We start from the raw sequence: 421 nt of genomic DNA on the forward strand, positions 1-421 counted from the left end.
CTGTCGGCCGACGATCTGGAATGGCTGCACCCCGACCTGTCGCCTGAAGACGCCGCCCGCGCGGTGCTGGCCACCGGCCCCAAGCTGGTCCTGCAGACCGGAGGAGAGGCCGGCGCCAAGGCGATCTGGGCCGGAGAGACCGTTCACGCCCCCGCCGTGCGCGCCACCGTGGCCGACACGATCGGCGCGGGCGACACGTTCAACGCGGGCGTGCTGGCCTCGCTGGACCGCCAGGGCCTGCTGACCAAGGACGCCATCGCGGCGATCACCCCCGCCCAGATCCACGCGGCGCTGACGCTCGGCGCGCAGGCCGCTGCCGTCACCGTTTCGCGCCCCGGCGCAAACCCGCCCTGGTCGCATGAAATGCCTGCCTGATCTGGGGGAGGGTCCGGGAGGGGCGCAGCCCCATCCCGGCGGGGGG

The 421-nt window shown here is 74.3% G+C and carries 1 protein-coding gene; it reads left to right on the plus strand.

The annotated features are described in order from the left end of the window. Positions 1-375: PfkB family carbohydrate kinase (locus tag TW83_RS17185; RefSeq protein WP_045984007.1), on the plus strand; the 375-nt coding region annotated here is incomplete at its 5' end. Positions 376-421: the final 46 nt, after the last annotated feature.

It is taken from the genome of Paracoccus sp. S4493 (assembly GCF_000967735.1).
Classification (GTDB): domain Bacteria; phylum Pseudomonadota; class Alphaproteobacteria; order Rhodobacterales; family Rhodobacteraceae; genus Paracoccus; species Paracoccus marcusii.